The organism is Streptomyces sp. NPDC001137, from assembly GCF_040298885.1.
In the GTDB taxonomy this organism is placed as follows: Bacteria; Actinomycetota; Actinomycetes; order Streptomycetales; family Streptomycetaceae; genus Streptomyces.
Genome location: NZ_JBEPBA010000007.1, coordinates 41,354 through 67,651, shown reverse-complemented (window position 1 = coordinate 67,651; position 26,298 = coordinate 41,354). Strand labels below are relative to the sequence as shown.

Annotated in this window: 20 protein-coding genes; 13 read left to right on the top strand and 7 right to left on the bottom strand. The window is 70.0% G+C overall.

Annotated features, from left to right (window positions below; all coding sequences use genetic code 11):
- The first annotated feature begins 42 nt into the window (after nucleotides 1-42).
- The 8 genes from ABT254_RS15780 to pgi all read left to right on the top strand — a co-directional run bounded on the left by ABT254_RS15780 (nucleotide 43) and on the right by pgi (nucleotide 10,365).
- The gene (locus ABT254_RS15780) at nucleotides 43-2,997 is read left to right on the top strand and encodes a M14 family metallopeptidase (protein WP_351469322.1); all 2,955 of its coding nucleotides are present in this window, start codon (nucleotides 43-45) and stop codon (nucleotides 2,995-2,997) included.
- A 228-nt stretch (nucleotides 2,998-3,225) separates the two neighbouring features.
- Nucleotides 3,226-4,236, top strand: coding sequence for a type I glyceraldehyde-3-phosphate dehydrogenase (gene gap / locus ABT254_RS15775; protein ID WP_351469319.1), 1,011 nt, complete (start codon nucleotides 3,226-3,228; stop codon nucleotides 4,234-4,236).
- A gap of 131 nt (nucleotides 4,237-4,367) precedes the next feature.
- Nucleotides 4,368-5,579: a phosphoglycerate kinase gene (locus ABT254_RS15770; RefSeq protein WP_351469316.1), complete on the top strand. Its 1,212-nt coding sequence runs from the start codon at nucleotides 4,368-4,370 to the stop codon at nucleotides 5,577-5,579.
- 5 nt (nucleotides 5,580-5,584) lie between these two features.
- Complete coding sequence (gene tpiA, locus ABT254_RS15765; RefSeq protein WP_351469313.1) at nucleotides 5,585-6,361, top strand: triose-phosphate isomerase; 777 nt, start codon at nucleotides 5,585-5,587, stop codon at nucleotides 6,359-6,361.
- A gap of 114 nt (nucleotides 6,362-6,475) precedes the next feature.
- Nucleotides 6,476-6,706, top strand: a complete 231-nt coding sequence (gene secG / locus ABT254_RS15760) for a preprotein translocase subunit SecG (RefSeq protein ID WP_450750579.1) — start codon at nucleotides 6,476-6,478, stop codon at nucleotides 6,704-6,706.
- A 211-nt stretch (nucleotides 6,707-6,917) separates the two neighbouring features.
- On the top strand, nucleotides 6,918-7,253 hold the full coding sequence (locus tag ABT254_RS15755) for an RNA polymerase-binding protein RbpA (RefSeq protein ID WP_003976875.1): 336 nt from the start codon (nucleotides 6,918-6,920) through the stop codon (nucleotides 7,251-7,253).
- 131 nt (nucleotides 7,254-7,384) lie between these two features.
- Nucleotides 7,385-8,653, top strand: a complete 1,269-nt coding sequence (locus ABT254_RS15750; protein WP_351469307.1) for an MFS transporter — start codon at nucleotides 7,385-7,387, stop codon at nucleotides 8,651-8,653.
- 56 nt (nucleotides 8,654-8,709) lie between these two features.
- Nucleotides 8,710-10,365, top strand: coding sequence for a glucose-6-phosphate isomerase (gene pgi / locus ABT254_RS15745; protein WP_351469304.1), 1,656 nt, complete (start codon nucleotides 8,710-8,712; stop codon nucleotides 10,363-10,365).
- 108 nt (nucleotides 10,366-10,473) lie between these two features.
- Here the strand turns inward: pgi and ABT254_RS15740 are convergent, their stop codons facing one another.
- From ABT254_RS15740 to ABT254_RS15730, 3 genes are read right to left on the bottom strand one after another with little or no spacing between them, the layout of a single operon-like run.
- Nucleotides 10,474-13,485, bottom strand: coding sequence for an ABC transporter permease (locus tag ABT254_RS15740; RefSeq protein WP_351469301.1), 3,012 nt, complete (start codon nucleotides 13,483-13,485; stop codon nucleotides 10,474-10,476).
- A gap of 39 nt (nucleotides 13,486-13,524) precedes the next feature.
- Entirely contained in the window at nucleotides 13,525-14,277 is a 753-nt protein-coding gene (locus tag ABT254_RS15735) for an ABC transporter ATP-binding protein (RefSeq protein WP_351469298.1), read from the bottom strand.
- The gene (locus tag ABT254_RS15730; protein WP_280852185.1) at nucleotides 14,274-14,789 is read right to left on the bottom strand and encodes a PadR family transcriptional regulator; all 516 of its coding nucleotides are present in this window, start codon (nucleotides 14,787-14,789) and stop codon (nucleotides 14,274-14,276) included. Before ABT254_RS15730 ends, ABT254_RS15735 begins: the two co-directional genes overlap by 4 nt.
- 121 nt (nucleotides 14,790-14,910) lie before the next feature.
- On the opposite strand from ABT254_RS15730, the gene ABT254_RS15725 reads away from it, so the two are divergent.
- The 5 genes from ABT254_RS15725 (at nucleotide 14,911) to ABT254_RS15705 (ending at nucleotide 21,547) form a co-directional block, all read left to right on the top strand.
- Entirely contained in the window at nucleotides 14,911-16,182 is a 1,272-nt protein-coding gene (locus ABT254_RS15725; RefSeq protein WP_351469296.1) for an ABC transporter substrate-binding protein, read from the top strand.
- 135 nt (nucleotides 16,183-16,317) lie between these two features.
- On the top strand, nucleotides 16,318-17,943 hold the full coding sequence (locus tag ABT254_RS15720; protein WP_351469293.1) for a glycoside hydrolase family 13 protein: 1,626 nt from the start codon (nucleotides 16,318-16,320) through the stop codon (nucleotides 17,941-17,943).
- 62 nt (nucleotides 17,944-18,005) lie between these two features.
- Nucleotides 18,006-19,334, top strand: coding sequence for an ABC transporter substrate-binding protein (locus ABT254_RS15715; protein WP_351469291.1), 1,329 nt, complete (start codon nucleotides 18,006-18,008; stop codon nucleotides 19,332-19,334).
- A gap of 6 nt (nucleotides 19,335-19,340) precedes the next feature.
- On the top strand, nucleotides 19,341-20,702 hold the full coding sequence (locus tag ABT254_RS15710) for an ABC transporter permease (RefSeq protein ID WP_351469288.1): 1,362 nt from the start codon (nucleotides 19,341-19,343) through the stop codon (nucleotides 20,700-20,702).
- A gap of 5 nt (nucleotides 20,703-20,707) precedes the next feature.
- On the top strand, nucleotides 20,708-21,547 hold the full coding sequence (locus ABT254_RS15705; protein ID WP_351470151.1) for a carbohydrate ABC transporter permease: 840 nt from the start codon (nucleotides 20,708-20,710) through the stop codon (nucleotides 21,545-21,547).
- A gap of 221 nt (nucleotides 21,548-21,768) precedes the next feature.
- On the opposite strand, the gene pgl is transcribed toward ABT254_RS15705, so the two are convergent.
- The 4 genes from pgl to tal are packed head-to-tail and all read right to left on the bottom strand — an operon-like array spanning nucleotide 21,769 to nucleotide 26,291.
- Nucleotides 21,769-22,551 (bottom strand): 6-phosphogluconolactonase, encoded by a 783-nt coding sequence (pgl, locus tag ABT254_RS15700; RefSeq protein ID WP_351469285.1) that lies wholly within the window; start codon nucleotides 22,549-22,551, stop codon nucleotides 21,769-21,771.
- On the bottom strand, nucleotides 22,548-23,648 hold the full coding sequence (opcA, locus tag ABT254_RS15695; protein ID WP_351469282.1) for a glucose-6-phosphate dehydrogenase assembly protein OpcA: 1,101 nt from the start codon (nucleotides 23,646-23,648) through the stop codon (nucleotides 22,548-22,550). The genes pgl and opcA overlap by 4 nt, the downstream gene beginning before the upstream one ends.
- Nucleotides 23,645-25,168: a glucose-6-phosphate dehydrogenase gene (zwf, locus tag ABT254_RS15690; protein ID WP_351469279.1), complete on the bottom strand. Its 1,524-nt coding sequence runs from the start codon at nucleotides 25,166-25,168 to the stop codon at nucleotides 23,645-23,647. Before zwf ends, opcA begins: the two co-directional genes overlap by 4 nt.
- A gap of 4 nt (nucleotides 25,169-25,172) precedes the next feature.
- Nucleotides 25,173-26,291, bottom strand: a complete 1,119-nt coding sequence (gene tal, locus ABT254_RS15685) for a transaldolase (protein WP_351469276.1) — start codon at nucleotides 26,289-26,291, stop codon at nucleotides 25,173-25,175.
- Between the last annotated feature and the right edge of the window lie 7 nt (nucleotides 26,292-26,298).

Genomic DNA, 26,298 nt, shown 5'->3' with positions numbered 1-26,298 from the left:
GCAACAGTTCGCTGCTGTGGCGGACCATTGCTAGGGGGGTTCATGAGACACAGAGCGAGATCGATCCTCGCTGTCGGCGCGCTCCTGCTCGGCGGAGCGAGCCTCGCACCCATCGCCCAGGCGCAGAACGGAAGTTCGCAGGGATCCGACCCCAACGAGGTCAGGGTCTACCGCGCCGATGTCACCGCCAAGCAGGTACCCCTGCTGCTGGCGGCCGGACAGGACGGCCAGGAACTCGGCGAGCAGGTCCCGGAGAAGGGCACCGCCTCGGTCGAGGTCTACCTCACCGGCCGGCAGGCCAAGAAGCTGGGCAAGCAGGGCGTCGCCCTGACCGAGCACACGCTTTCGGCCAGGGCCGTCAAGCGCGTGGACGCCGCCGCCCAGGGCGTGTTCCGCCCGTACAGCGGAAGCGGCGGCCTCAAGGAGGAGATCGTCCGGACCGGGCAGGAGAACCCCGGCCTCACCAAGGTCGTCTCCATCGGCAAGACCGTCAACGGACAGGACATCCTCGCCCTCAAACTGACCAAGGGCGCGAAGAAGTCCAAGGACGGCTCGAAGCCGTCCGTCCTCTACATGTCCAACCAGCACGCGCGCGAGTGGATCACGCCGGAGATGACCCGCCGGCTGATGCACTACTACCTGGACCACTACAGGACCGACAAGCGCATCAAGAAGATCGTGGACTCCACCGAGCTGTGGTTCGTGATCTCGGCCAACCCCGACGGCTACGACTACACCTTCAAGAACTCCGAGACCCGCCTGTGGCGCAAGAACCTGCGGGACGTCAACGGCGACGGCGTCATATCCACCGGTGACGGCGTCGACCTCAACCGCAACTTCGCCTACAAGTGGGGCTACGACGACGAGGGTTCGTCCCCCAACCCCACCAGCGAGACCTACCGCGGCGCGAGCCCCGCCTCCGAGCCCGAGACCAGGGCGCTGGACGCCTTCGAGAAGCGCATCGGCTTCAGTTACGCCATTAACTACCACTCCGCCGCCGAACTCCTCCTCTACGGCGTCGGCTGGCAGGTGGCCACCCCCACGCCCGACGACGTGGCCTACAAGGCCCTCGCCGGGTCGCCTGACAACTCCGCGATCCCCGGCTACCGCCCGCAGGTCTCCTCAGAGCTGTACACCACCAACGGCGAGGCGGACGGCCACGCGGGGAACGTCAACGGCATCTCGATGTTCACCCCCGAGATGTCGACGTGTCAGACCGCGTCGAACATCGACCCCGACGACCAGTGGAAGGCGGCCGACTGCCAGTCCGTCTTCAACTTCCCGGACGACGAGAAGCTGATCCAGCAGGAGTTCGAGAAGAACATCCCCTTCGCGCTCTCGGTCGCCGAGACCGCCCCGCACCCCGACACGCCGTCCTCCTCGCTCGGCCTGACCGCCGCCGACTTCACCCCGGCCACCTTCGCCACGTCCTACTCGCGCGGCGCGGACCAGGAGGTCTCCGTCGTCGTACGCAAGGCCGTGCTCGACAAGGAGCTCAAGTACCGCGTCAACGGCGGCCGTACGCAGGACGAGGGGCTCAAGGCCTGGAAGGGCGGCGAGACCTACGGCGGGGACGACAACCTGCACTTCGACGAGTACCGGGCCAAGGTCAGGGACGGCGAGCCGGGGGACAAGGTCGAGGTGTGGTTCACCGGAAAGTCCAGGAGCGGCAAGAAGGTCTCCAGCGGGCACTTCACCTACACCGTCGCCCAGCGGCCCAAGGCCGACACCCTCGTCGTCGCCGAGGAGGGCGCGACCGCCACGCAGGCGCAGACCTATGTGGACGCGCTGAAGGCGAACGGCCGCAAGGCGCTCGTGTGGGACGTCGCCACGCAGGGTGCTCCTGACGCGCTCGGCGTGCTGAAGCACTTCAGGACCGTCGTCCACTACACCGGGGCGAGCGTCCCCGGCAACGCCACCCAGCTCCAACTGCGCGCCTACCTCAACGAGGGCGGCAAGCTGATCGAGGCGGGCGAGCAGGCCGGCGGCAGCGTCGACCTCGGCGGCGGCACCCTGTCGAACGACTTCAGCCAGTACTACCTGGGTGCCTACTCACGTACGTCGACCCCCGGGGCCACCGGCTTCACCGGCTCCGGCAAGCTGGACGGCTTCAGCGGGGCGCTCGGTGCCGCCACCGGCAACCCGCTCGACAAGGCGGGCACCTACGGCGTCACCTCCGACTCGCTGCCTGCCGACAAGTACCCGCAGTTCGCGAGCGCGGGCGCGGGCCAGTTCGCCGGGACCGTCAACCCGTACGGGCCGTACTCCGGCTCCTTCATGGCGGCCGCCGTCCACACCGACGACGCATACAAGCGCCTCACCCGCACCATCGACCTCACCAGTGTCACCGCGGCCCAGCAGCCCACCCTGCGCAGCCAGTTGCTCTGGGACACCGAGCCCGGCTACGACCATGTGATCGTCGAGGCCCACACCACCGGCGCCGAGGACTGGACGACCCTCCCGGAGAAGGGCGGCGCGACCAGGCAGACCGTGCCGAGCGAGTGCGGGGCGGGCTTCCTGGTGAACGAGCACCCGTGGCTCAAGCACTACCTGACCCTCGCCAACAACGACTGCACCGCGTCCGGCACGAGCGGTGCCTGGAACAGCCTCACCGGCGCCTCCAACGGCTGGGAGCAGGTCAACTTCGACCTGAGCGCATACGCCGGCAAGTCCGTCGAGGTCTCCATCAGCTACGTCACCGACCCGGGCACCGGCGGCCACGGGGTCCTCGCCGACGACGCCTCGCTCGTCGTGGGCGGCACGCCGACCCAGACCGAGGGTTTCGAGACATCGCTCGGTGCCTGGAGCGTGTCCGGACCGCCCGCGGGCAGCCCGGCCGTCCTCAAGGACTGGACGCGCACCGGAGCCCTGTTCAGGACGTACGGAGCGATCACCACCGACCGGACCGTGCTGCTGGGCTTCGGCCTGGAACACGTCAGCGCGGCGGCCGACCGCAACATCCTCATCAAGAAGGCCCTCGCGTCCCTGGAAGGGTGAACACCCTGGTCAACGATGACTAGCTCCCCGTAGTCAAAAAGAGTGACCAGATCTTTCGTCCCGGGCGGTCCGTACCCCTACTGGCGGGTACGGACCGCCTGCCCATGTATGGGGCGTCTCGATGTCACTACGGCGCCCTCAGGGAGGTAGGGTCGGGGGTGGTCGGGGACATCCCAAACAGAGCTCGCCGGCACCGCATGGCCGGCGTACCAACGAGGAGATCGGTTCGTGACGATCCGCGTAGGCATCAACGGCTTCGGTCGTATCGGTCGCAACTACTTCCGCGCGCTGCTGGAGCAGGGTGCAGACATCGAGATCGTGGCTGTCAACGACCTGGGTGACACCGCGACCACCGCCCACCTGCTGAAGTACGACACCATCCTGGGCCGCCTCAAGGCCGAGGTGTCGCACACCGCCGACACGATCACCGTCGACGGGCACACCATCAAGGTCCTTTCCGAGCGCAACCCCGCCGACATCCCGTGGGGCGAGCTGGGCGTCGACATCGTCATCGAGTCGACGGGCATCTTCACGAAGAAGGCCGACGCCGAGAAGCACCTCGCCGGCGGCGCCAAGAAGGTCCTCATCTCGGCTCCGGCCAAGGACGAGGACATCACCATCGTGATGGGCGTCAACCAGGACAAGTACGACGCGGCCAACCACCACGTCATCTCCAACGCCTCCTGCACCACCAACTGTGTGGCGCCGATGGCCAAGGTCCTCGACGAGAACTTCGGCATCGTCAAGGGCCTGATGACGACGGTCCACGCGTACACCAACGACCAGCGCATCCTGGACTTCCCGCACTCGGACCTGCGCCGCGCCCGCGCCGCCGCCGAGAACATCATCCCGACCACCACCGGTGCCGCCAAGGCCACCGCCCTGGTCCTGCCGCAGCTCAAGGGCAAGCTGGACGGCATCGCCATGCGCGTCCCGGTCCCCACCGGCTCGGCCACCGACCTGGTCGTGACGCTGCAGCGCGAGGTCACCAAGGACGAGGTCAACGCCGCGTTCAAGAAGGCCTCCGAGGACGGCGACCTCAAGGGCTACCTGTCGTACACCGAGGACCCGATCGTCTCCTCGGACATCGTCAGCGACCCGGCCTCCTGCACCTTCGACTCCTCCCTGACCATGGTCCAGGAGGGCAACTCGGTGAAGATCCTCGGCTGGTACGACAACGAGTGGGGCTACTCCAACCGCCTCGTCGACCTCACGGTCTTCGTCGGCAACCAGCTCTGATCTGATCCACAGAGCAGGCAACTCGATGTGAACGCAGGGCTCGGGCAGCGCAGGGACGCGCCGCCCGGGCCCTGACTCACGTACGGATCAGCCCTCGTAGGATCAGAGCAGCCCTCACCAGGAGTCCTCACATGAAGACGATCGACGAACTTCTCGCCGACGGCGTGGACGGCAAGCGGGTCTTCGTCCGCGCCGACCTCAACGTGCCGCTCGCCGACGGCCTCATCACCGACGACGGCCGCATCCGTGCCGTCCTGCCCACCGTCAAGGCCCTCGCGGACGCGGGCGCCAAGGTGGTCGTGGCCTCGCACCTCGGCCGCCCCAAGGGCGCGCCGGACCCGGCCTTCTCCCTCCTCCCGGCCGCCGAGCGGCTCGGTGAACTCCTGGGCGCCCCCGTGGCCTTCGCCCAGGACACCGTCGGCCCCGCCGCCCACGCGGCCGTCGACGGCCTCGAGCCGGGCCAGGTCGCGGTCATCGAGAACCTGCGCTTCAACGCCGGCGAGACCTCCAAGGACGACGCCGAGCGCGGCGAGTTCGCGGATCAGCTGGCCGCCCTCGCGGACGTCTACGTCGGCGACGGCTTCGGCGCGGTGCACCGGGGGCACGCCTCGGTCCTCGACCTCCCGGCGCGCCTGCCGCACGCCGCCGGCTACCTCATCGCGAACGAGGTCGCCGTACTGAAGAAGCTCACCGAGGACGTGCAGCGGCCGTACGTCGTCGCCCTCGGCGGCGCCAAGGTCTCCGACAAGCTCGCCGTCATCGACCAGCTGCTCGGCAAGGCCGACCGCCTGCTCATCGGCGGCGGCATGGCGTACACCTTCCTCAAGGCCAAGGGCTACGAGATCGGCAAGTCGCTCCTCCAGGAGGACCAGATCCCGGCGGTCCTCGAGTACATCGAGCGCGCCGAGAAGACCGGTGTCGAGCTGGTGCTGCCCGTCGACACCCTGGTCTCCACGGACTTCCCGGACCTGAAGACCAAGGCCCCGGCCAACCCCACCATTGTCGCCGCGGACGCCATCCCGGCCGACCAGGAGGGTCTGGACATCGGTCCGGAGACCCGCAAGCTGTACGCCTCGAAGATCGCCGACGCCGCCACCGTCTTCTGGAACGGCCCGATGGGCGTCTTCGAGCACCCCGATTTCGCCGAGGGCACCAAGGCGGTCGCCCAGGCCCTCCTCGACTCCCCGGCCTTCACGGTCGTCGGCGGCGGCGACTCCGCCGCGGCCGTGCGCCTCCTGGGCTTCGACGAGAACGCATTCGGCCACATCTCGACCGGCGGCGGCGCCTCCCTCGAATACCTCGAGGGCAAGACGCTCCCCGGCCTCGCCGCACTGGAGGACTGACCCACATGACCGCGCGCACGCCGCTGATGGCGGGCAACTGGAAGATGAACCTCAACCACCTCGAGGCCATCGCCCACGTCCAGAAGCTCGCCTTCGCCCTCGCGGACAAGGACTACGAGGCCGTGGAGGTCGCCGTCCTGCCGCCCTTCACCGACCTGCGCTCCGTGCAGACCCTGGTCGACGGCGACAAGCTCAAGATCAAGTACGGTGCCCAGGACCTCTCGGCGCACGACTCCGGCGCCTACACCGGCGAGATCTCCGGCTCGATGCTGGCCAAGCTGAAGTGCACCTACGTGGCGATCGGCCACTCCGAGCGCCGCCAGTACCACAACGAGACCGACGAGCTGGTCAACGCCAAGGTCAAGGCCGCCTACAAGCACGGCCTGACCCCGATCCTGTGCGTCGGCGAGGAGCTGGAGGTCCGCGAGGCGGGCAACCACGTCACGCACACGCTCGCCCAGGTCGAGGGCGGTCTGAAGGGCCTCCCGGCCGAGCAGGCCGAGTCGATCGTGATCGCCTACGAGCCCGTCTGGGCCATCGGTACCGGCAAGGTCTGCGGCGCCGAGGACGCCCAGGAGGTCTGCGCCGCCATCCGCGGCAAGATCGCCGAGCTCTACACCCAGGAGCTGGCCGACCAGGTCCGCATCCAGTACGGCGGCTCCGTCAAGGCCGGCAACGTCGCCGAGATCATGGCGCAGGCCGACATCGACGGCGCCCTCGTCGGCGGCGCCTCGCTGGACGCGGACGAATTCGTCAAGATCGTGCGCTTCCGCGACCAGTGACACGAGCTGGGAGTATGCGCTAGCGGCGATACGTCGTACCCTTGCGGGGGCACAGCCTGGTTGCTGTGCCCCCGTCGTTCATCCGAATCCGAGGAAGTTGGTCCAGCCGTGGTTTTGGGGTTCTCGATCGCCCTGATCATCTTCAGCCTGCTGCTGATGCTGCTGGTGCTGATGCACAAGGGGAAGGGCGGCGGCCTCTCCGACATGTTCGGTGGCGGCATGCAGTCGTCCGTCGGCGGCTCCTCGGTCGCCGAGCGCAACCTCGACCGCATCACCGTGGTGGTCGGTCTGCTCTGGTTCGCGTGCATTGTCGTACTCGGCATCATCATGAAGACGAACAGCTGAGCAGCGACGCACACAGCACGCACATTCCGCACGTAAGGCCCCATGTTCGGTACGCGCAGCTGAGCGCGGCCTATCATGGGGCTTGCGTCTAGGTGTGGGGGGTGTAACTCCAATCACTGGACGCGCGTTGGGCCTTACGTAGACTGAGGCGCTCGCAACGAAGCGAAACGCCGACTCGCTTCGCGGCACCATCACGCAGGGAGTTACGACCGTGGCAAGTGGCAACGCGATCCGAGGAAGCCGGGTCGGGGCGGGGCCGATGGGCGAGGCCGAGCGCGGCGAGTCCGCGCCGCGTCTGCGCATCTCCTTCTGGTGCTCGAACGGGCACGAGACGCAGCCCAGCTTCGCAAGCGACGCGCAGGTTCCCGAGACCTGGGACTGCCCGCGCTGCGGCTTCCCCGCCGGACAGGACCGGGACAACCCGCCGGACCCGCCGCGCACCGAGCCCTACAAGACGCACCTCGCGTACGTACGGGAACGGCGCAGTGACGCGGACGGCGAGGCGATTCTCGCCGAGGCGCTCGCCAAACTGCGGGGCGAGATCTAGGAGTTGAGAGCCGGCCGGGCACCGAGGGGTGTCTGGCCGGAGCTGTTTCGTACCCGGCCCCGGCCGCCTCGGGGCCGATTGTCAGTGGCGCCCTCTACGGTTTGTGCATCGGCAGATCGTGAGGGGGAGTTGTGGCGACGGTCGAGGAGGCGGGCAGTCCTGCGCCCGCGTGGCGTGGGGGTTTCGGGCGGCTGTGGACGGCCGCGGTGGTGTCCCGCTTCGGAGACGCCCTGCGAGGCGCGGCGCTGCCCTTGCTCGCCGTCTCCCTGACCGACCGCCCCCTGCTCATCGCGTCCGTGACCGCCTGCGGCTATCTGCCCTGGCTCGTCTTCGGTCTGCTCGGCGGCGCGATCGCGGACCGGGTGGACCAGCGGCGCGCCATGTGGACGGTGGATGCGCTACGAGGGCTCCTCGTCGCCGCCTTCGCCGTGGCCGTCGCTTTCGACCACGCCTCGATCGCGCTGCTCATCGCGCTCGCCTTCGTGCTGACCACCCTCCAGACGCTCTTCGACAACGCTTCCACGGCCCTGCTGCCCGTTCTCGTGGACCAGGAGGCGCTCGGCAGTGCCAACGCCCGGCTGATGACGGGACAGCAGATCGCCGGCGGCCTGCTGGGGGCACCGGCGGTGCCGCTGCTGCTCGCCGCCGGGGTCGCCGTCCCCTTCGTGGCCGACGCGGGAACCTTCCTGGTGGCGGCCGCGCTTGTCGCCTCGCTGCGCACCGTCGCACCGGAGCGCGGGCCGAAGCCGGCGGGCAGCACCCTGCGCCGGGAGATCGCGGAGGGACTGCGCGCGTTGTGGCGCGACCGGGCCCTGCGCGGACTGTGTGCCGCGACCGCGCTGTGCAACATCGGCATGGGCGCTCTCATCGCCACCCTGGTCGTACTGGTGACCGGCTGGCTGGACGCAGGCACGGCCGGATACGCGGCGGCGACCACCACCTACGCCGTCGGCGGTCTCGCCGGGGGAGCCGCGAACCGGCGGGTCACCGCTCGGCTCGGGCCCATGCGGGCCGTACTGCTCGCCGGCCTCGTGCAGACAGGCGCTCTCGTCGTCATGGGCAGCGTGCGCAGCCTGACCGCGACGGCGGCGGCACTCGCCGTGTTCGGCTTCATGGGAATGGTGTGGAACGTCAACACGACCACGCTGATGCAGCAGCGCACCCCCGCGGAGCTGCTCGGCCGGATCAGCTCCGCCTTCCGCACCCTGGCCGTCGCCGGGGCTCCGCTGGGCGCCCTGCTCGGCGGCGCGGTCGCCACCGCCTGGGGCCTGAACACACCGGCCCTGCTCACCGCCGCCTTCTTCGTCCTGTCGGTCCTCGCCCTGATACCTGCCCGCAAGCGGGACGTACCTGTTGTTGCGCCGCACGGCGACGCCACGAGAGCTCATGTCACGCGCTGATCAACTAGGTTGGGACCGGCAGCGGGGCAAGGCAGGAAAGAAGGCTGAAGTCCGAAATGAACGCAGACGTCCGTAACAGGCTCAACCAGACGCCCGAGTGGACCGCGCTGGCCAAGCACCGTGAGGAGCTCGGCGAAGTGCGGCTGCGGGACCTGTTCGCCGCCGACCCGGGACGCGGCGCCGGGTACACGCTCCAGGTCGGCGACCTGTACATCGACTACTCCAAGCACCTCGTCACCGACGAGACCCTGCGGCTGCTGCGCGAGCTGGCCGCCGCCACCGACGTCTTCGGCCTGCGGGACGCCATGTTCCGCGGCGAGAAGATCAACACCACCGAGAACCGCGCCGTACTGCACACCGCGCTGCGCGCCCCGCGCGAGGCGGTGATCGAGGTCGACGGGGAGAACGTCGTCCCGGGTGTGCACGCGGTGCTCGACAGGATGGCCGAGTTCGCCGAACGGGTCCGCTCCGGTGCCTGGACGGGCCACACCGGCAAGCGCATCAAGAACGTCGTCAACATCGGTATCGGCGGCTCCGACCTGGGCCCGGCGATGGCGTACGAGGTGCTGCGCAGCTACACCGACCGCGACCTCACGGTCCGCTTCGTGTCGAACGTCGACGGCGCCGACCTGCACGAGGCGACCCGTGACCTGGACGCGGCGGAGACGCTGTTCGTCATCGCCTCCAAGACCTTCACCACCATCGAGACGATCACGAACGCGACCTCGGCGCGCGAGTGGCTGCTCGGCGAGCTGAAGGCGGGTCAGGAGGCCGTCGCCCGGCACTTCGTGGCGCTGTCGACGAACGCCCAGAAGGTGTCGGAGTTCGGCATCGACACGGCCAACATGTTCGAGTTCTGGGACTGGGTCGGCGGCCGGTACTCGTACGACTCGGCGATCGGGCTGGCGCTGATGATCGCCATCGGACCGGATCGTTTCCGGGAGATGCTCGACGGGTTCCGGCTGGTGGACGAGCACTTCAGGTCGGCGCCCGCCGAGTCCAACGTGCCGTTGCTGCTGGGCCTGTTGGGCATCTGGTACGGCAACTTCCATGACGCCCAGTCGCATGCGGTGCTGCCGTACAGCCACTACCTCTCCAAGTTCACCGCCTATCTGCAGCAGCTGGACATGGAGTCCAACGGCAAGTACGTGGGCCGGGACGGGCAGGAGGTGGACTGGCAGACCGGGCCGGTGGTGTGGGGCACGCCGGGCACCAACGGACAGCACGCCTACTACCAGCTGATCCATCAGGGCACGAAGCTGATCCCGGCGGACTTCATCGGGTTCGCCGAGCCGGTGGCCGAGCTGAGTGACGGGCTCAAGGCGCAGCACGACCTCCTGATGGCGAACTTCTTCGCCCAGACGCAGGCCCTCGCCTTCGGCAAGACACCGGACGAGGTGCGGGCCGAGGGGGTGCCGGAGGAGCTGGTGGCCCACAAGACGTTCAAGGGCAACCACCCGACGACGACGATCCTGGCGCGCGAGCTGACGCCGTCCGTGCTGGGCCAGTTGGTCGCGCTGTACGAGCACAAGGTGTTCGTGCAGGGGGCGGTGTGGAACATCGACTCCTTCGACCAGTGGGGCGTCGAGCTCGGCAAGGTGCTGGCCAAGCGGGTCGAGCCCGCACTGACCGAGGGGGCCGAGGTGGCGGGCCTGGACGAGTCCAGCAAGGCGCTGGTCGCCAAGTACCGGGAGCTGCGGGGCCGGGCGTAACACCGCTGGTGCGGCTGGGGAAGCGAGCGGTGCGTGACCGTCCGCTTCCCGTCGCCGTACAACTGGCGGCACCTCTATGGCAGTTGACGCGCCCGGCAGCCTTCCCCGTCAGGCCACCGCGCTGAGGGTGTCCGCGAGCCGTCGTCTTGCCGCGCGGGCCGCCGGGAGGGCGGCGAGTGCGGCCGCTCCGAGCACCGCGGCGGCGCCGAGGAGCAGGAGCAGGACCGGCGACGGGCTCTGGGCGATGCCCGCGCCGATGCCGCTGGATCTGCCCTGGGAGTTGATCAGCCAGTGCGCGAGCGGGGTGCCCAGGGCCGTACCGGCGAGGACGGCGGCCAGGGCGGTGCAGCCGGTGGCCGTGACGGTGATGGCGGTGATCTGGCGCGGGGACAGGCCGATGGCCTTGAGGGCGAGCAGATCGCGTTCACCCTCGCGGACGGTGCCGCCGATCGCGGTGAGCAGTTCGACGAGCCCGATGAGGGCCAGGACGGCGATCAGGCCGATGACGACGGAGCGCAGGGGTGAGAGGCCGTCGGCCGGGTTGGTCACGGCGTGCAGGTCGAGCCGGCCGTGCCCGGCGGCGGCCAGCCGGCCGGCGACCGTGTGCGGGTCGGCGCCGGGGCGCAGGCGCAGCTGGTAGAGGGTGGGCGTGAGGCGTGGGTCGTTCTCGTGGAGGGTGTCGAGGGAGGTGGAGATGACCCGGCCGGCGTTCTCCGGTTCGATGCTGCGGCCCACGATGTGCAGGATCTGCGGCTGGTCACCGACCGTCATCCGCACCCAGTCGCCGACACGGACGTTCAGCAGGTCCAGGAGGCCCTGCCCGGCCACCGCCTCGTCGCTGCCGCGGGCGGCGCGGCCCTCGGCCAGGGTGTACGGGTAGGGGTTCTGGCTGGTGCCCAGGCCGCGCAGCGCGATGGTGGCCGTCTGGCCCGGCACCAGGGCGGCCACCTCGACCCCCGGGTAGACGTCGGCGACCTGCGGATCGCGCCGCAGCAGGGCGCGGGCGGCCCGGTCGCCCAGACCCGCGTCGGCGTGGACGGTGAGTGCGGCCGGCAGCCCGATCTGCTCGGGCCTGCTGTGGAAACGGTCGATGGTGGTCCAGGCACTCATCGCCACGACGATCAGCAGCAGCGGCAGGGCCAGCCGGGCCACGGTGGCCAGGGACCGCATCCGACGGAAGGAGGCCGTGTGCCAGCCCAGCACCAGCGCGGGCGGCACCCCGAGCCCGAGCGCCCGCCGAGCCATACCGGAGAGGTGCCCGCCGGAGGGGGCGGTGGGGGCCAGGCCCGTGCTGTAGTGGGCGGAGTCGTAGGCGAGCCCGCCCGTCGAAACCGCGGGCCGAGTCCTGGACGTGCCCTCCCTCCGGCCCGGCGATGGGTGTTCTGCCGTGGCACTGGGCCGTGCCGTCAGCCTCTGTTTCGCCACCGCGGGTGCGTCGGATTGCCCGGTCGCCGGAGTCGTGGGCCGGGCCGTCAGCCTCAGCAGCTGTTTCGCCGCCTCCAGTAGCCCCCTGCTTCCCGCAGTCGCAGGCAGGGGGGTGGTGGGGTGCGGGCCCGTGGTGTGGATGATGGCGTCGTCGGGTTGCCCGGTAGCCGGAGCCGCGGGCCGAGTGCTGGACGTCCCCTCCGCCGGGTCCGGCAGCGGGGGCTGTGCCTGGGCGCTCGGCCGTGCCCTCAGGCTCAGCCTCTGTTTCGCCGCCTCCAGTAGCTCTTTGGCTGCCGCAGCCAGAGGCCGGGGGGTCGGCGCCCCTCGCGTCGGATCCGATCGTGGGTGGTCCGTCGGATCGGGCAGGCGTGCACCCGGCCTCGGCGTCCGTCGGGTCGGATCCAGCAGCCCGCTGCCTCCCGCAGCCGCGGGTCGGGGGGTGGTGGATGCCGGGGCCGTGGAGCGTTCGTCGGGCGGGGGGCCGGGCGTCCGTAGAGCTCGGTCCGGCAGCTGGGGGGCGGCTTCCAGTCCGAGTGCCCGGCGAGCCAGACCCAGTCCTCCACCCCCCGCCCCCGCGGGCCGGGCCACCGGGACCGGTGGTACGCGGCCCGCTCGCCAGGCTGCGAGGGCCGTTGTGGCGCCGATGAAGAGGACGGCGCCCGCCGGGACGGCGAACAGGGTCGGGGTGTGGCCGGGCAGGCCCTGCCATACGCCGAGGGCGTCTCCGAGGCGGCTGGGGAAGTGGCTGCCCAGGGCCTCGGTGAGCGTCGCCGCGGCTGCGGCGCCGAGGACGGCGTAGGCGATGTGCTGGAAGAGGAAGACGCGGACGACCTGGGCCGGGGTGAAGCCGATCGCCTTCAGGACCGAGATGTCGCGGAGGTGGCCGCGGATGCGGGTGGCGATCGCGCCGTGGACGGCGAGGCCCGCGGCGACCAGCGCGCCCAGGCCGAACAGGCCCAGGACCTGCCCGAGCAGCCGGTTGTCGCCCTGTGCCTCGGCGCGGGCCTGCTGCCAGGTGGAGACCTCGCCGATGGCGCCCGCGCCGAGGACGGTGACGGCGCGCTGGACGGCGTAGTCCGTGTCCTCGGGATCGGTCAGGCGCAGTCCGATGACCTGGCCGGTGGGGTGGGGCACGGCGGAGGGGAGGGCCCAGACCAGGCCCGGCTGTTCGTTGGCGCGGTAGCGGGGCTCCGCGCTGTCGGCCACGCCCACGACGGTCACCGTCCGTGCCGTGCCCGGCAGGGTGAGTGTGTCGCCCGGTTCGGCGAGCAGGGCGCGGGCGAGGCGGCTCTCCAGGACCACGCCGTCGGGGGAGCCGGCCTTCAGCCAGTGGCCGGCCGTCAGCAGCGGGCGGCCGACACTGGGGCGCTCGGGCGGCGTCGCGCGCAGTTCGACCGAGGCGCGGGTGCCGCGTGAGGCGAGGGTGGCGACGGCGGTGGGGTAGGGGCCGGCGACGGACTCCACGCCGTCCAGTCCGGCCAGCTTCCCCACCTGGGCGGACCTGTCCGTGTGAATCCAGACGTGCGCGCCCCGCTCCTGGGTGAAGATCCGCTGCCAGGGGTTGGTGGCATACCCGAACAGGGCCGTGGCCAGCAGCAGGGACACGACGATCCCGGCCGTGGCGAGCACCAGGAACAGTGCCTCGCCGCGGTGCGTGCGCAGATCGGAGTGCGCCCAGCGCAGAGTCGCTCGCATATGGCTCAGGCCTTCCGGGGGTCGTCGTACACCCGCATGTCAGTCCCTGAGCTCCAGCACTCCGGATATACCGCCCCGGCGGGACGCCCCGGTGCCGTCCAGCTCCGCGTCGTCGGCGATCCGGCCGTCGAAGAAGCTGATCACACGGTCCGCGGCGCTCGCCAGCCGGGCGTCATGGGTGACCAGCACGATCGTCTGTCCGCGCTGGTGGAAGCGGGACAGCAGCCGCATCACCTCACGGGTGCCCTTGCTGTCCAGGCTGCCGGCGGGCTCGTCGGCCAGCAGCAGCGGCGGGTGGTTGACCAGGGCGCGGGCCAGGGCGACCCGCTGCTGTTCGCCGCCGGACAGCTCGCCCGGCATGCTCCGCTCCTTGCCGCCCAGACCCAGTTCGCCGAGCAGCTGCTCCCGCTCGGCCCGCGCCCGCTTCGGCGTGACACCCGCGAGCAGTGCGGGCAGCTCCACGTTGTCGGCGACCGACAGATTGGAGACGAGGTTGAAGAACTGGAAGACGATCCCGATCCGCTTTCTGCGCTCCACCGCCCAGCGCGCCTCGCTCCACGCGTCCGTGCGCTCACCGTCCAGCCGGATGCTGCCGCCGTCCGGCCGCTGAAGTCCGCCCAGCAGATGCAGCAGTGTCGACTTGCCCGCCCCGGAGGGACCGGTGACGGCCACGAACTCGCCCTGCCGGACGCACAGGTCGACCCCGCGCACGGCATGCGCCGGTGCGCCCTCGCCGTAGTGCGTCTTGACCAGGCCTTCTGCGTGCAGCACAGGAGCGGGACTGTCGCTCACTCCAGCTCCTCCAGCTCTTCCTGGCACCGTTCCAGCCAGTCGAGGTCGGCCTGCAGGTGCAGCATCGCGCCCTCGATCAGCAGATGGGCGATGCGGTTGTCGCGGTCTTCGGCGGCGGCCAGTTTCGACAGGTCGCGCATGGTGTTGAGGTACTGGCGCCGCTGCTTGTTGATCAGGGCGATCTGCTCGGCGAGACCCGTCTGCGGGGCGAGCGCCAGCTTCATGAAGAACTCGTCCCGCACCCGCGGCTCGTCCTCGGGCTCCTCGAACCAGGCGCGCAGCGCCTCCCGCCCGGTGTCCGTGAGGTGGTAGACCTTTTTGTTGGGCCGGCTCGACTGCTCGACGTCCTCGCCCGCGATCAGACCTTGCTTCTCGAGGCGGCCGAGGGTTACGTAGATCTGGCCGACGTTCGGCTGAGGGTACGCGGAGCCCAGCAGTTGCTCAAGGTCCTGCTTGAGCTCGTAGCCGTGGGCCGGACCGCGTGCCAGGAGTGCCAGGAGGGGCAGGCGCACTCGTGCTGTCCTCCTGTCCTCGGAATGTGCTCCAGGCCCTAGTATCGCGCATACCTAACAGGTATACATGGCCTCTGACTCCGGGCGAAGATGCCCGTCGCCGGTGTACAGGGAGGAACCTATGCGGTGGATCCATGCCGCCGGTAGGGGCCTCCTTGTTCTGGTCGTGGTCATGACCGGCTACGCGGCCTCGGGTGCGCGCGCCGAGGAGGGTACGGCCGACGGACGCGGGCCGTTGACGCTCGCCACCGCCGGAGATCTCACCAACTACCTCGACCCCCTCCTCCAGGGCTGGAACCGCACCCACCCCGGCGAGAAGGTCGACCTCGTCGAGCTTCCTGACTCCGCCGACGAGACCCATGCGCAGATGGTCACCGACCTGCGCGGCGGGGACCGCAGCCGGTTCGACGTGCTCAACATCGACGTCAGCTGGACCTCGGAGTTCGCGGCTGCGGGCTGGATACGGCCGCTGCCCCCCGACCGCTTCCCGATGAAGGGCTTCCTGAAGCCGGTCGTCGACACGGCGACCTACGACAACCATCTGTACGCCGTCCCGTACGTCACCAACGCCGGCCTGCTCCTCTACCGCAAGGACATCCTCGCCAAGGAGGGCGTTCCGCCGCCGCGCACCTGGGCCGAGCTGGAGTACGACGCGAAGACCATCGCGCCGAAGTACGGACTCGACGGCTACGCGGGGCAGTTCCTGCCCTACGAGGGCCTCACCGTCAACGCCGCCGAGGCCGTCTACTCCGCGGGCGGCAGCATTCTCGGCGACGAGGGCGCACGCGTCACCGTGGACTCGGCCGCAGCCCGCGAGGGCATCGGCTTCCTCGCCCGGGGCGTGCGCGAGGGCTGGATCCCGAAGAAGGCACTGACGTACAAGGAGGAGGAGTCCAAACAGGCCTTCCAGGACGGCCGTCTGCTCTTCCTGCGCAACTGGCCCTACGCCTACGTCGGCGCCTCGGCCAAGGGCTCCCCGGTCGCCGGCAGAATCGGAGCCGTACCGCTGCCCGGCCCGGACGGGCCCGGCAGAAGTGTCCTCGGCGGTTCCAACCTGGCCGTCAACACGCATACACAGCACCCCGACTCCGCCGCGCGCCTGCTCGCGTATCTCACCAGCGAGCCCGTCCAGCGCCAGGTCCTCACCCGCGGCGCGCTGCCGCCCGTACGGGCCGCGCTGTACGAGGACCCCGGGCTGATACGGCGGTTCCCCTATCTGCCGACCCTGCGCACGAGCGTCCTGCATGCCGCGCCGCGCCCCAAGAGCCCGCGCTACGACCAGGTCAGCCTGGTGGTGCAGGCGGTCGTGCACGACGCGATGACCGGGCACGAGACGCCCGCCGCGGCGGTGCAGAGGCTGGCGCGGGAGCTGGCGGCCGTCTCCAGCCGCTAGTTACTTGTTAGGTAACGCGGAAGTCTCATCTGGGATCAGGATGCCCCTTTAGGTCCGCTTTTGCCATGCCAACTCACCAGTAGCTTCTGTTTCTTTCATTGACACCCTCACGACATGCCTACCTAACATGCATGCATGTTGAGTAAGTACCGCTGGTGGCGTGACGCGGTGATCTACCAGGTGTACGTCCGCAGCTTCCTGGACAGCACCGGTGACGGCATCGGCGATCTGGCCGGGGTCCGCGCCGGACTGCCGTACCTGAAGAAGCTGGGCGTCGACGGGATCTGGCTGAGCCCCTTCTATCCGTCACCGCAGCACGACCACGGCTACGACGTGGCCGACTACTGCGACGTCGACCCGCTCTTCGGCGACCTCGCCGAGTTCGACCTGCTGATGGCGGCCGCCCGGAAGCTGGGCGTCAAGGTGCTGCTGGACGTCGTGCCCAACCACTGCTCCAGCGAGCACCCGTGGTTCCAGGAGGCGCTCGCCTCAGCACCCGGCAGCGCGGCCCGCGCCCGCTTCCACTTCGCCGACGGCCGCGGCGCCGACGGCTCGCAGCCGCCCAACAACTGGCACTCCATGTTCGGCGGCCCGGCCTGGACCCGGGTGACCGAGCCGGACGGCCGCCCCGGCCAGTGGTACCTGCACATGTTCGCGCCCGAGCAGCCCGACTGGAACTGGCGCAACCCCGAGACCGGCGCCGAGTTCGACCGCATCCTGCGCTTCTGGCTCGACCGGGGCATCGACGGCTTCCGCATCGACGTCGCCGCCGGCCTCTACAAGCACCCCGAACTGCCCGACTCCGACGACCCCGAGGCTGACGCCCGCACCCGCGACTCCGTCAACCCGCTCGCCTGGAACCAGCCCGAGGTGCACGACGTGTGGCGGCACTGGCGGGCGGTGTGCGAGGAGTACACGGCACGCGACGGCCGCGAGCGGCTCCTGGTCGGCGAGGTGTCGGTGCCGACCGCACGCGAACACGCCCAGTACGTCCGCCCCGACGAACTCCACCAGGCCTTCTTCTTCGACCTGCTCAGCGCCCCCTGGAACGCCGACGCCTTCCGCAAGGTCATCACCGAGGCCATGCAGGACATCGCCGGCACGGGCTCGACCGTCACCTGGGTGCTCAACAACCACGACCAGGTCCGCACCGTCACCCGCTACGGCGAACCCGCCCCGGAGGGCAGCGGCCTGGGCACCGCCCGCGCCCGCGCCGCCGCGCTGCTGATGCTGGCCCTGCCCGGAGCCGCGTACATCTACCAGGGCGAGGAACTGGGCCTGCCCGAGGTCGTCGACCTGCCCGACGACGTGCTCACCGACCCGATCTTCCGCCGTACCGGAAGCCGCGCCCGCATCCGCGACGGCTGCCGGGTGCCGCTGCCGTGGTCCGGACAGGCCTCACCCTTCGGTTTCACCTCCGGTGCCGAAAGCGCGCGGCCATGGCTTCCGCAGCCTTCCTACTTCGCCGAGTACGCCACCGACCGCGCCCTCGCCGACACCCGCTCCTTCTGGCACCTGTACCGCGACGGCCTCCAACTACGCGCCGCACTGCCCCAGTTGGGGGAGGGGACGCTCGACTGGCTGGAGACCCCGCCCGGCGTCCTCGCCTTCACCCGCGGCGACGGCCTCGTCTGCGCCGTCAACTTCGGTACGGCGCCCATGCCCGCGCCGGTCTCCGGCACCCCGCTGCTCTCCAGCGGCCCCTGCACGGCCGGGGTGCTGCCCGGTTCGACGGCGGCCTGGTGGATCAACGACCTCTGACCACCCCGGCCCGCCACCCCTGATTGTTCGTCAGTTTCCCACCCCTTGAAGGGACATCAACGATGATGCGACGACACACGACCCTGCTCGCGAGCTGCACCGCCCTCGCCCTCTCCCTCGGCGCGACCGCCTGCGGAGGCGGCGGACCGGTCTCCGCGGGCGGCGGCGACAAGGCGCTCAGCGGGCAGACGGTCACCGTGGCCGGCGTCTGGACCGGCAGCGAGCAGAAGAACTTCCAGAAGGTACTGGACGCCTTCAGCGCGAAGACCGGCGCCAAGACGCAGTTCATCTCCACCGGGGACAACGTCTCCACCGTCGTCGGCAGCAAGATCGAAGGCGGCAACGCGCCCGACGTGGTGATGGTCCCGCAGGTCGGAGTGTTGCAGCAGTTCGCCAAGAAGGGCTGGCTCACGCCGCTGTCCGCCACCACCGAGAAGACCGTGGACGCGGGCTACGCCCCCGTGTGGAAGAAGTACGGCAGCGTCGACGGCCGCCTCTACGGCCTCTACTTCAAGGCGGCCCACAAGTCGACGGTCTGGTACAGCCCCGAGGCCCTCACCCAGGCGGGCGTCAAGCCGCCGAAGACGTACGACGAGATGCTGAAGGCCGGACACACCGTCTCCGACTCGGGCCTTGCCGCCTTCTCGGTCGCCGGGCAGGACGGCTGGACCCTCACCGACTGGTTCGAGAACATCTACCTCTCGCAGGCCGGCCCCGAGAAGTACGACGCCCTGGCCGCCCACAAGCTGAAGTGGACCGACGCCTCGGTGGTCAAGGCCCTCGGCACCCTCGGCAAGCTGTTCAAGGACAAGCAGCTGATAGCCGGCGGCCAGAAGGAGGCCCTCAACACCGACTTCCCGGGCTCGGTGGAGAAGGTGTTCGGGCCCAAGCCGGAGGCCGGGATGGTCTACGAGGGCGACTTCGTCGCCGGGGTCGCCCACGACCAGTTCGGCAAGACCATCGGCACGGACGCGAACTTCTTCCCCTTCCCCGCGGTCGACGGCGGCAAGGCCCCGGTGGTCAGCGGCGGCGACGCGGCCGTCGTCCTCAAGGACGGCAAGAACGCCAAGGCCGGCATGAAGCTCCTGGAGTACCTGGCGACCCCTCAGGCCGCCGCCGTATGGGCGAAGGCCGGCGGCTTCCTGTCCCCGAACAAGAAGCTGTCTCTCGACTCCTACGGCGACGACGTCACCCGCGCCACCGCCAAGTCCCTCGTCTCGGCCGGTGATTCGGTCCGCTTCGACATGTCCGACCAGGCACCGGCGGCGTTCGGCGGCACCAAGGGCGCGGGCGAGTGGAAGCTGCTCCAGGACTTCCTGAGCGACCCGTCGAACCCGAAGGGCACCGCGGCGCAGCTGGAGGCCGCGGCGGCCAAGGCGTACAAGGGCTGACGCGCCATGACCGCGACTCTGGTGAAAGAGACAAGTCCGCCCCCGGTCGCGGGCGCCGAGCGGGCCCGGCGCTCCCGCCGCCGGGCCCGGCTCATCGCCCTGCTCTTCGTCTTCCCGGCGCTGCTCCTGCTGGGTGCGCTCGTCGTGTACCCCGTACTGTTCTCGGTCGGCCGCAGCTTCTTCGACGCGTCCGGGACGCGCTTCGTGGGCGGTGAGAACTACACCGAGATGTTCCGCGACCCGGCGACCCTCAAAGCCGTACGGAACACGGCCATCTGGGTCGTCGTGGCGCCCGCGCTGCTGACCGGGCTCGGCCTGATCCTCGCCGTGCTGGTGGAGAAGGTCCGCTGGGCGACGGCCTTCAAGCTCCTGCTGTTCATGCCGATGGCGGTGTCCTTCCTGGCGGCCGGCATCATCTTCCGGCTCGCCTACGACGAGGACCCGGACAAGGGCGTGCTGAACGCGGCCGTGGTCTCGGTGCACGACGCCTTCAAGGGCACCTCGGAGTATCCGACCGCACGGGCCCGCGTGGGTCAGGGGCTGAAGGCGGGGCCGGACGGCTCGTACCGGACGAGCGGGAGCGTGTCGCCCGGGCAGTCGGTGGCGCTCGGGTTCGTCGGCGTCGCGCCGAAGGACCTGCCGGGCGGTGCCGAGCCCGCGTACGGCGCCGCGCACCGCAAAGCCGCGGCCGACGAGGTGCGCGGGGTCGTCTACCTGGACTTCACCCCCGGCGGGGGCGGGAAGCAGGGCCGGGTCGACCGGCGGGAGAGCGGACTGCCGCAGATGAAGGTCGAGGCGGTGGCGGACGACGGCACGACGGCCGGGAGTACGGTGACGGCGGCTGACGGCTCCTTCCGCTTCGCGGGGCTGAAGTCCGGCTCGTACGCGGTGAAGTTGCCGGCGTCGAACTTCGCGCAGCCGTACCAGGGCGTCTCGTGGCTCGGGCCGATGCTCGTCACGCCGGCCATCATCGGGGCGTATCTGTGGATCTGGACCGGGTTCGCGATGGTGCTGATCGGGGCCGGTCTCGCGACGCTGCCGCGTGATGCGCTGGAGGCGGCGCGGATGGACGGCGCGAACGAGTGGCAGATCTTCCGGCGGATCACGGTGCCGCTGCTGGCGCCGGTGCTCACGGTCGTCTTCGTGACCCTCGTGATCAACGTGATGAAGGTCTTCGACCTCGTCTACATCATCGCGCCCGGGCCGGTGCAGGAGGACGCGACCGTGCTCGCCACCCAGATGTGGCTGGTGTCCTTCGGCGGCGGCAACAACCAGGGCCTCGGCAGCGCGCTGGGCGTGCTGCTCCTGCTGCTCGTGGTCCCCGCCATGGTCTTCAACGTCCGTCGTTTCCGGAGGAGTCAGCGATGAACGCGATGAACGTGGTCCGGCGAGGTCTGGGCAACGGGCTTGTGCAGGCGTTCCTGGTGGTGATCGGTCTGGTGTGGCTGACACCGCTCGCGGGGCTGTTCCTGTCGTCGTTGCGCACCTCGCAGGACTCGGCGAGCAGCGGCTGGTGGACGGTGTTCAGCAGCCCGGGGCAGCTGTCCTTCGACAACTACTCGGCGCTGCTGAAGAACTCCGGGATGACGCAGGCCTTCTGGAACACGGTGCTGATCTCCGTGCCGGCGACCGTGCTGGTCGTGGTGCTGGCGGCGCTCGCCGGATACGCCTTCGCCTGGCTGGACTTCCCCGGCCGGGAGGCCGTCTTCCTGGTCGTGGTGGCCCTGTTGGTGGTGCCGGTGCAGATCGGTCTGCTGCCGGTGGCCAAACTCTTCGGTCAGCTGGGGCTGTTCGGGACGATCCCGGGGGTGGTGCTCTTCCACGTGGCGTACGGTCTGCCGTTCGCGGTGTTCCTTCTGCGGAACTACTTCGCCGAGATGCCGAAGGAGATGCTGGAGGCCGCTCGTATGGACGGCGGGAGCGAGTGGCGGATCTTCACGCGGCTGGTGCTGCCGGTGGGGCGGCCGGCGATCGCCTCGCTGGCGATCTTCCAGTTTCTGTGGGTGTGGAACGACATGCTGGTGGCGCTGCTGTTCGCGGACAGTTCCTCGCAGCCGTTGACGGTGCAACTTCAGTCACAGATACGGCAGTTCGGGAGCAACATCGATGTGCTGGCGCCCGGGGCGTTTGTGTCGCTGGTGGTGCCGGTGGTGGTGTTCTTCGCGTTCCAGAAGCACTTTGTGCAGGGGGTTATGGCGGGGTCGGTGAAGTGAGCTTCCTTCGCCCCCGCCGCCCCTTCCCATTCCCGTCCCCTGGGGGCTGCCGCCCCCAGACCCCCGCTTCGGCCTGAACGGCCTCGTCCTCAAACGCCGGACGGGCTGAAATGATCAAACCCCGGCCGGCGAAAAATCAGCCCCTCCGGCGTTTGAGGAGCGGGGGTCCGGGGGCTGGCCCCCGGGTCGGGACGGGAAGGGGCGGCGGGGGCGAAAACCCCTCAGGGCGAAGCCGGGGGATACAGCGAGCGGGGCAGCTGCGAGGCCGCCGTCGCGTCCAGGAGCCACAGGGTGCGGGAACGCCCGCGCGCCCCCGCCGCCGGGGCCTGCACCTCGCCCGCGCCCGAGAGGGCGATAGCCGCCGCCTGCGCCTTGTCCTCGCCGGCCGCCAGCAGCCAGACCTCACGCGCCGCGCGGATCGCCGGCAGGGTGAGAGTCACCCGGGTCGGCGGCGGCTTCGGCGCACCATGGACGCCCACCACCGTCCGCTCCGTCTCGCGCACCGCGGGCAGCTCCGGGAACAGCGACGCCACATGCGTGTCCGGACCCACCCCCAGCATCAGGACGTCGAACGTCGGCACGGCACCGTGGTTCTCGGGGCCGGCCGCCCGGGCCAGCTCCTGCGCATAGCCCTCCGCCGCAGCCTCGACATCCGCACCGTAAGGACCGTCCGACGCCGGCATGGCGTGCACCCGCTTCGGATCCAGGGGGACGGAGTCCAGCAGGGCCTCACGCGCCTGCGTGACATTCCGGTCCGGGTCGCCCTCCGGCAGGAAGCGCTCGTCGCCCCACCACAGGTCAAGCCGGCCCCAGTCGATCGCGTCCCGGGCCGGAGCGGCGGCGAGCGCCGCCAGCAGGCCGTTGCCGTTGCGGCCGCCCGTGAGGACCACGGAAGCGTAGCCCCGGGAGGCCTGCGCGTCCACGATCTTCGTGATGAGGCGGGCCGCGGCGGCCTGCGCCATCAGTTCCTTGTCGCGGTGCACGACCAGCTGCGGAGTGCTCACTTCGCCGCCGCCTTCTGCTCCGCGTCGTTCACCGGTGCCTCCGACGCCGTTTCCGGTGCGGGAGCTTCAGCAGAGGCCTCGACCGGTTCTCCTTTGGGAGCGGACTCACCGCTTTTGGACGGCGGCTCCTCGACGGCGGCCGTCGGCTCGTCGAACGAAACCGCGGGCAGTGAAGGGTTCAGCCGCTCCACCCCGAACCGCAGCGCCGAGGCGTACGTGTCGTCGGGATCGAGCCGCCGCAGTTCCTCCGCGATCAGCTCGGCCGTCTCACGCCGCTTCAGCGCGACCGCACGGTCCGGCTGGCCCTGGATCGACAGCGTGGCCAGCGAGCCGTCCGCACGGTCCAGGACTATCTGGCCGGTGTTCGTCGCCATGCGGACCGCCGTCAGGCCCGGCCCGTTCGACAGCGACCGCTTCACCGGCACGTCCAGCCGGTCCGCGAGCCACATCGCCAGCAGTTCGCAGCTCGGGTTGAACTCCTCGCCCTCCACCTCGACGGCCTCCACCTCACAGGTGACCTGGTCGAGCGCGGCGGCCAGCATCGAACGCCACGGCGTGATGCGGGTCCAGGACAGGTCGGTGTCGCCGGGGGTGTACGTGTCGGCGCGGGCCGTCAGCTCCCGTACCGGCTGCTCCGCGGCGTACGTGTCCGTCACCCGGCGCTGGGCCAGTGCGCCCAGGGGGTCGTTCGCCGGGTCGAGGGGCGCGTTCACCGGCCACCAGACCACCACCGGGGCGTCCGGCAGCAGCAGGGGCAGGACGACGGACTGGGCGTGGTCCGCGACCTCGCCGTAGAGGCGGAGCACGACCGTCTCACCCGTCCCCGCGTCCGCGCCCACCCGCACCTCGGCATCCAGCCGGGACTGCGTGCGGTCGCGGGGCGAGCGCGAGACGCGCTTGATGACCACGAGGGTGCGCGAGGGGTGCTCGTGCGAGGCGTCGTTCGCGGCCTTCAGGGCGTCGTACGCGTTCTCCTCGTCCGTCACGATGACCAGCGTGAGCACCATGCCGACGGCCGGCGTGCCGATGGCACGGCGGCCCTGCACCAGCGCCTTGTTGATCTTGCTGGCCGTGGTGTCCGTGAGGTCTATCTTCATGGCCGGCGCCAGCTCCGTCCGTCTCGCTCGAGCATTTCGTCCGCCTCGACGGGCCCCCAGGTGCCGGACGGGTACTGGGCGGGCCTGCCGTTCTTGTCCCAGTACTCCTCGATCGGGTCGAGGATCTTCCAGGACAGCTCGACCTCCTCGGTGCGCGGGAAGAGGTTCGAGTCGCCGAGCAGGACGTCCAGGATCAGACGCTCGTACGCCTCCGGAGAGGACTCGGTGAAGGACTCGCCGTAGGCGAAGTCCATCGAGACGTCCCGGATCTCCATCGAGGTGCCCGGCACCTTCGACCCGAAGCGGACCGTCACGCCCTCGTCCGGCTGGACGCGGATGACGATCGCGTTCTTGCCGAGCTCCTCCGTCGCCGTGTGGTCGAAGGGGGAGTGCGGGGCCCGCTGGAAGACGACCGCGATCTCGGTGACGCGGCGGCCCAGACGCTTGCCGGTGCGCAGATAGAAGGGCACGCCCGCCCAGCGGCGGTTGTCCACCTCCAGCTTGATGGCGGCGTAGGTGTCCGTCTTCGACTTGGGGTCGATGCCCTCCTCCTGGAGGTACCCGACCGCCTTCTCGCCGCCCTGCCAGCCCGCCGCGTACTGACCGCGCACGGTGTCCCGGCCCAGGTCCTTCGGCAGCCGTACGGCCCCGAGCACCTTGGTCTTCTCGGCGGCCAGCGCGTCCGCGTCGAAGGAGGCGGGCTCCTCCATGGCCGTCAGGGCCATCAGCTGGAGGAGGTGGTTCTGGATGACGTCACGGGCGGCGCCGATGCCGTCGTAGTAGCCGGCCCGGCCGCCGATGCCGATGTCCTCGGCCATGGTGATCTGCACATGGTCCACGAAGGACCGGTTCCAGATCGGCTCGAACATCGTGTTGGCGAAGCGCAGCGCCAGGATGTTCTGGACGGTCTCCTTGCCCAGGTAGTGGTCGATGCGGAAGACCTGGTCCGGGGCGAAGACCTCGTGGACGACCTTGTTGAGCTCCTCGGCCGACTTCAGGTCGTGGCCGAAGGGCTTCTCGATGACCGCGCGGCGCCAGGAGCCGCCGGTCTGGTCGGCAAGGCCGTGCTTCTTCAGCTGCTGGATGACCACCGGGAAGGAGCGCGGCGGCACCGACAGATAGAAGGCGAAGTTGCCGCCCGTGCCCTGTGCCTTGTCGAGCTCCTCGATGGTGCCGCGCAGCCGCTCGAACGCGTCGTCGTCGTCGAAGGTGCCCTGGACGAAGCGCATCCCCTGGATGAGCTGCTGCCAGACCTCCTCGCGGAACGGCGTACGGGCGTGCTCCTTGACGGCGTCGTGGACCTCGGCCGCGAAGTCCTCGTGCTGCCACTCGCGGCGTGCGAAGCCGACGAGGGAGAAGCCCGGCGGCAGCAGACCCCTGTTGGCGAGGTCGTACACGGCGGGCATGAGCTTCTTCCGTGACAGATCGCCCGTGACGCCGAAGATGACCAGGCCCGACGGCCCCGCGATACGCGGGAGCCGTCGGTCGGCGGGGTCACGCAGCGGGTTGCTGCTCGACAAGGGTTCAGCCCTCCGAGGGGGCGAGGCGCTCCAGCTCCGCCTCGGTCGACTTGAGCAGGTCGTTCCAGGACGCCTCGAACTTCTCGACGCCCTCGTCCTCGAGGAGCTGCACCACGTCGTCGTACGAGATCCCGAGCTTCTCGACGGCGTCGATGTCGGCGCGGGCCTGCTCGTACGTACCGGCGACGGTGTTGCCGGTGATCGAGCCGCTCTCCTCGGTGGCGTGCAGGGTGGCCTCCGGCATGGTGTTCACCGTGTTCGGCGCCACCAGGTCGTCGACGTAGAGGGTCGGCTTGTACGCCGGGTCCTTCACACCGGTGGAGGCCCACAGCGGACGCTGCTTGCGGGCGCCCGCGTTCTCCAGCTTGCTCCAGCGGTCGGAGGAGAAGACCTCCTCGTACGCCTGGTAGGCGAGCCGCGCGTTGGCGACGGCGGCCTTGCCGCGCAGCGCCTTGGCCTCGTCGGTGCCCAGCTCGTCGAGCCGCTTGTCGATCTCGGTGTCCACACGGGACACGAAGAAGGACGCCACGGAACGGATGAGCGAGACGTCCAGGCCGCGCTCCTTGGCCTTCTCCAGGCCCAAGAGGTAGGCGTCCATGACCTCGCGGTAGCGCTCCAGCGAGAAGATCAGCGTCACGTTGACGCTGATGCCGAGGCCGATGACCTCGGTGATCGCCGGCAGACCCGCCTTGGTGGCCGGGATCTTGATGAGTGTGTTGGGGCGGTCGACCAGCCAGGCCAGCTGCTTGGCCTCGGCGACCGTCGCCTTGGTGTTGTGCGCCAGACGCGGGTCGACCTCGATCGACACGCGGCCGTCCTGGCCGTCGGTGGCGTCGAAGACCGGGCGCAGGATGTCGGCGGCGTCCCGGACGTCCGCCGTGGTGATCATGCGGACGGCCTCTTCGACGGTGACCTTGCGGGCGGCGAGGTCCTCGAGCTGCTGCTCGTAACCGTCGCCCGACGAGATCGCCTTCTGGAAGATCGTCGGGTTGGTGGTGACGCCCACGACGTGCTGCTGGTCGATCAGCTCGGCGAGGTTGCCGGACGTGATCCGCTTGCGCGACAGGTCGTCCAGCCAGATCGCGACGCCTTCTTCGGAGAGGCGCTTGAGTGCGTCTGTCATGGAATTA